At 60.3% G+C, this 4,756-nt stretch carries 4 protein-coding genes and 1 pseudogene; all 5 read left to right on the forward strand.

Features of this window, described 5'->3' with window-relative positions; all coding sequences use genetic code 11:
• Positions 1-487: 487 nt before the first annotated feature.
• Positions 488-982 carry a DUF1543 domain-containing protein gene (locus GIW04_RS28010; protein ID WP_120248162.1) on the forward strand — a complete coding sequence of 165 codons (495 nt, stop codon included), beginning with the start codon at positions 488-490 and terminating at the stop codon, positions 980-982.
• A 107-nt stretch (positions 983-1,089) separates the two neighbouring features.
• A complete protein-coding gene (locus tag GIW04_RS28015; RefSeq protein ID WP_003191800.1) occupies positions 1,090-1,371 on the forward strand; it encodes a peptidylprolyl isomerase in 282 nt (93 codons plus the stop codon).
• Between the two features lie 130 nt (positions 1,372-1,501).
• A complete protein-coding gene (locus tag GIW04_RS28020) occupies positions 1,502-3,361 on the forward strand; it encodes an extracellular solute-binding protein (protein WP_120248163.1) in 1,860 nt (619 codons plus the stop codon).
• Positions 3,361-4,419, forward strand: a complete 1,059-nt coding sequence (locus GIW04_RS28025) for a microcin C ABC transporter permease YejB (RefSeq protein ID WP_034135837.1) — start codon at positions 3,361-3,363, stop codon at positions 4,417-4,419. Before GIW04_RS28020 ends, GIW04_RS28025 begins: the two co-directional genes overlap by 1 nt.
• Positions 4,419-4,756: pseudogene (locus tag GIW04_RS28030) on the forward strand (ABC transporter permease); the annotation flags it as partial. The gene GIW04_RS28025 and the pseudogene GIW04_RS28030, both read left to right, overlap by 1 nt.

The following is a 4,756-nucleotide window of genomic DNA, read 5'->3' on the forward strand; positions in this document are numbered from 1 at the left end:
CGGGTTAGCCGCCCCGCGCCATGGATGGCGCGTGGCGGCGGCCCACGGATTCAAGCCTGCGTTCGGGCACACCGAGCCTAAGCGAGGTGCCGAGTGGTGGGGCAAGAGCGTTTTGCTTACTTTTGCGCTTTTTTCAAAAGTGAGCCGCCGTCAGGGCGGAACCCTAAGTAGCCGTTACCGCAGCAATGGATATGCACCCAATCCAACTATGTCACCTGCCAGGCCGCCTTCGCGAGCAAGCCCGCAGGTTGATCGTGGGGTGCCAGGTAGATAGATGGCGGCTGGCAGGCCGCTATCGCAGGCAAGCCAGCTCCCACAATTGGATCGCGGGGTGTCAGGTCGATAGGCGTCGGCTGACAGGTCGTCATCGCAGGCAAGCCAGCTCCCACAGGTTCAGCGTCGCGACACAAAGGCCCCATCCCAACCGGACAAACCAGCTCAATCGCAGTATGGTTGCCCTCTCACCACTCCCCAGGAAACACCGGTAATGCTGTTTGTCGTCATGCTCGGGGGCAAACACCCGCGGGCCAGGATCGAAGTACACGATGTGGTATTCGCAGTGGCCGACACCCTGCAAGCCACCTACCCGCAATTACGCGACGCCTGGTTTGGCAGCCCCAAAGGCGTACACATCGATTCATGGATGGCCGTCGATGGCGTCGACGGCTGGAAGGTTGAACTGAGCCACCTGGCCCCCCACGCCGACGCGCCGCGCCTGTACTTCATCAACCTCGGCGGCTACGAGGCCAATAGCTTCGGCGAAGCCCATCACTACCTGCTGGTGGTCGCCCATCACAAACAGGAGGCCATGCGCAAAGGCAAGCAACAGATGCTGGCCCACTGGTCCCAGACCCACACCGACGCGGTGCTGGATATCGACGACTGCCTGCCCATCGACCTGGTGGACGGCCGCTATATCCACCTGGTGCAAGCGGCGCACCGACCGATCGTGCAGCGCAACGACTACCTTGTGCTGCCTTGAATCCTTATGGCCTAAACAGTGGCGACTTAAAACCCAGTGGAACTTTGCCGAGAAATAACCGCCTGAATCCGGTACGCTCACCGTTTTTACTTTAGGAGTTACTCACCATGGCCAAAGCCACCGCCCGTCACATCCTCGTTGCCACTGAAGACAAATGCAACGACCTCAAAGCCCAAATCGAAGGCGGCGCTGATTTCGCAGAAATCGCTAAAGCCAACTCCAGCTGCCCATCCAGCCGCCAAGGCGGTGATCTCGGTTCGTTCGGCCCAGGCCAGATGGTCAAGGAATTCGACACCGTGGTCTTCAGTGCCCCGGTCAACACCGTGCAAGGCCCGGTGAAGACTCAGTTCGGCTACCACCTGCTGGAAGTCACCAGCCGCCAGGATTGATTCAATCTGCGCTGATGCTATAAACAACGGCCCGCCCTTTGGTGGGCCGTTGTGCATCTGATGACTGGCGATGCCCAGGCCGTTAGCGTACAAATCCTTATTATTCTTTACCCGGCGCTCAAGGCTGATAATGCGATTGGCTTTTTCATCTCTGCTCTGTTCCACCCTGGCCTTGCTAATGGCCAGCACTGCGGTGATCGCGGCCCCGCAAACCTACTTGACGGTATACGGCGAGCCGGCCAAGTATGCCGAAGGTTTCAGCCATTTCGACTACGCCAACCCCAACGCCCCCAAGGGCGGCAGCCTGCGGCGTTCGGCGCTGGAGGTGGGGCGCTTTGACCATGTGCTGCCCTATATCGACAAAGGCATCGGCGTGTCCCAGGTCGACGGCTGGGTGTACGCGCCCTTGGCGTTGCGCTCGCTGGATGAGCCTTACACTGTCTATGGCCTGGTGGCGCAAAAGATGGAGCGCGAAGGCGACGGCCTGTCGCTGCGCTTCTACCTGAACCCCAAGGCGCGTTTTGCCGATGGCACGCCCATTACCGCGCAAGACGTACGCTACAGCTTTGACGTGTTGATGACCCAAGGCAGCCTGCGCTATCGCACGTTGTTTGCCGACGTCAAACACGTCGAAGTCGAAGGCCAACGCCAGGTGCGCTTTGACTTTTCCAGCAACGAAAACCGCACCCTGCCCCTGGATATCGCCACCTTGCCGGTGTTCCCCGAGCACTGGTGGAAGACCCGCGACTTTGCCAACGGCGGCGGTTACGAAGCCCCGCTGGGCAGCGGCCCCTACAAGGTCAGCAAGATCGATTCCGGCAGCACCATCACCTTCACACGCGACCCCGACTGGTGGGGCAAGGACTTGCCGGTCAGCCGTGGCCTGTACAACTTCGATCACCTGAGCCTGGAATACTTCGGCGACACCGAAGTGGCGCGCCAGGTGCTGCGCGGCGGTGCCTACGACTTCAACCGAGAATTCTCTGCCACTGGTTACTCCATCGGCTACAACGGCCCGGCCCTGGACGATGGCCGCCTGCAGCGCGCGCACCTGGCCAAGGAGATGCCGCAGCCGGCCCAGGGCTATGTGTTCAATGTGCAAAAACCGATGTTCAAGGACCGGCGCGTGCGCCAGGCCCTGGCGATGCTGTGGGATTTCGAATGGGCCAACCGCCAGATGATGCGCAACCTGTACATCCGCCAGCAGAGCTATTTCTCCAATAGCCCATTGGCCGCCAGCCAGTTACCCACTCCGGAAGAACTGGCGATCCTCGAACCTCTGCGCGGGCAGGTTCCCGATGAGGTGTTTACTCAGGTGTTCAAGGCCCCGGTCACCGATGGCAGTGGCATGATCCGCGATAAACAGCTGCAAGCCTTGGCCCTACTGGAAGACGCCGGCTGGAAACCTGTGGGCGACAAACTCGTCAATGCCCAGGGCGAGCCGCTGGAATTCACCTTTCTGAATGTCCAGAACGGCCTTGAGCGCCTGTTGCTGCCCTACAAACGCAACCTGGCGCAGATCGGCATCACCCTGAATATCCGCCGCATTGACTCTTCGCAGTACGTCAACCGGCTGATGGCCCGCGACTACGACATGATCGTCACGGGTTTCCCGGTCACCACCTCGCCCGGCATGGAGCTGTACAACTATTTCGGCTCTGCCGCCGCGTTCGATTCGGGCGCCAACAACTACATCGTGCTCAAGGACCCGGCCGTCGATACCCTGATCCATGGCCTGGTCAAGGCCGACACCCAGGCGAAGATGCTCACCTATGCCCACGCTCTGGACCGCGTACTGCAATGGAATTACCTGTGGATCCCCAACTATTACCCACCGGGCACCTCCGCCGCATGGTGGAACCGTTTCGGACGCCCGGCCATCGAGGCGAAGAACGACGAAGCCCTGGAAACCTGGTGGGAAGTCAGCCCCACCCCGCTGACGAACGAACAAATGCAGGCTGAGTTGAAAAAACGCGGAGAGGCCCACTGATGCTTGCCTATATCGTACGGCGCCTGCTGCTGATCATCCCGACGCTGGTGATCATCCTGTTGGTGAACTTCGTGATCGTGCAGGCCGCGCCCGGCGGGCCGGTGGAGCAAGCCATCGCCCACTTGCAAGGCATTGGTGGCGGTGGTGTGGCGGGCGCATCCGGCGAAGGCATCAGCGGCTCGCGGGCCAGCCGTGGCCTGGACCCGAAGCTGATCAAGGACATCGAAAAACAATACGGCTTCGACAAATCCGCGCCGGAACGCCTGTGGTTGATGCTCAAGAACTACGCCCAACTGGACTTCGGCAACAGCTTCTTTCGCGGCGCGACGGTGACCGATCTGATTTTGGAAAAGATGCCCGTCACCATTTCCCTTGGCCTGTGGGCCACGCTGATCACCTACTTGGTGTCGATCCCGCTGGGCATACGCAAGGCCGTGCGCCATGGCAGCAGCTTTGATATGTGGAGCAGCACAGCCATCGTCATCGGTTACGCGATGCCGGCGTTCCTGTTTGCGATGTTCCTGATCGTGGTGTTCGCCGGCGGCACCTCGCTGAACTGGTTCCCGGTACGCGGGCTGGTCTCGGAAAACTTTGCCGAACTGAGTACCGTGGGCAAGGTGGCCGACTATTTCTGGCACCTGGTGCTACCGGTCACGGCACTGGTGATCGGCGGGTTCGCCACCTTGACCATCCTCACCAAGAACTCGTTCCTCAATGAAATCACCCGCCAGTACGTGGTTACCGCCCGTGCCAAGGGCTTGAGCGAACGCCGGGTGCTGTACGGTCACGTGTTCCGCAATGCGATGTTACTGGTGATCTCGGGGATCCCCCAGGCGTTTATCAGTGTGTTCTTTGCCGGTTCGCTGCTGATCGAGGTGATCTTCTCCCTCGATGGCCTGGGCCGCATGAGCTACGAGGCGGCGGTGTCCCGCGACTACCCGGTGGTGTTTGGCTCGCTGTTTATCTTCACCTTGTTCGGCCTCCTGATAAAACTCATCGGCGACCTCTGCTACACCCTGGTGGACCCGCGTATCGACTTCGCCGCGAGGAACGCCTGATGCTCAACCTGTCTCCCGTGGCCCGTCGGCGTTTCGAGCGCTTCAAGAAAAACAGGCGTGGCTGGTGGTCGCTGTGGCTGTTTATCGGCCTGTTCATACTGACCCTGGGCGGCGAGTTGATCGCCAATGACAAACCGCTGGTGCTCAGTTTCAAGAATGAGCTGTATTTCCCGGTGTTCAAGCGCTACACCGAGCAGCAGTTCGGCGGGCAATTGCCGTTCCAGGCGGATTACCGCAGTGACTACGTGCAAAAGCTGATCAAGCAGGAGGGCGGTTGGATGCTGTTCCCACCGATTCCGTTCAGCGAGAACACCCCCAACTACGAACTCACCCGCCC

It is taken from the genome of Pseudomonas sp. PA-4-8C, assembly GCF_021606625.1.
Taxonomy (GTDB): Bacteria; Pseudomonadota; Gammaproteobacteria; order Pseudomonadales; family Pseudomonadaceae; genus Aquipseudomonas; species Aquipseudomonas lactis.

Coding starts and splice junctions, on each gene's coding strand:
- GIW04_RS28010 (WP_120248162.1), top strand. CDS start 488: ATGCTGTTTGTCGTCATGCTCGGGGGCAAACACCCGCGGGCCAGGATC.
- GIW04_RS28025 (WP_034135837.1), top strand. CDS start 3,361: ATGCTTGCCTATATCGTACGGCGCCTGCTGCTGATCATCCCGACGCTG.
- GIW04_RS28015 (WP_003191800.1), top strand. CDS start 1,090: ATGGCCAAAGCCACCGCCCGTCACATCCTCGTTGCCACTGAAGACAAA.
- GIW04_RS28020 (WP_120248163.1), top strand. CDS start 1,502: ATGCGATTGGCTTTTTCATCTCTGCTCTGTTCCACCCTGGCCTTGCTA.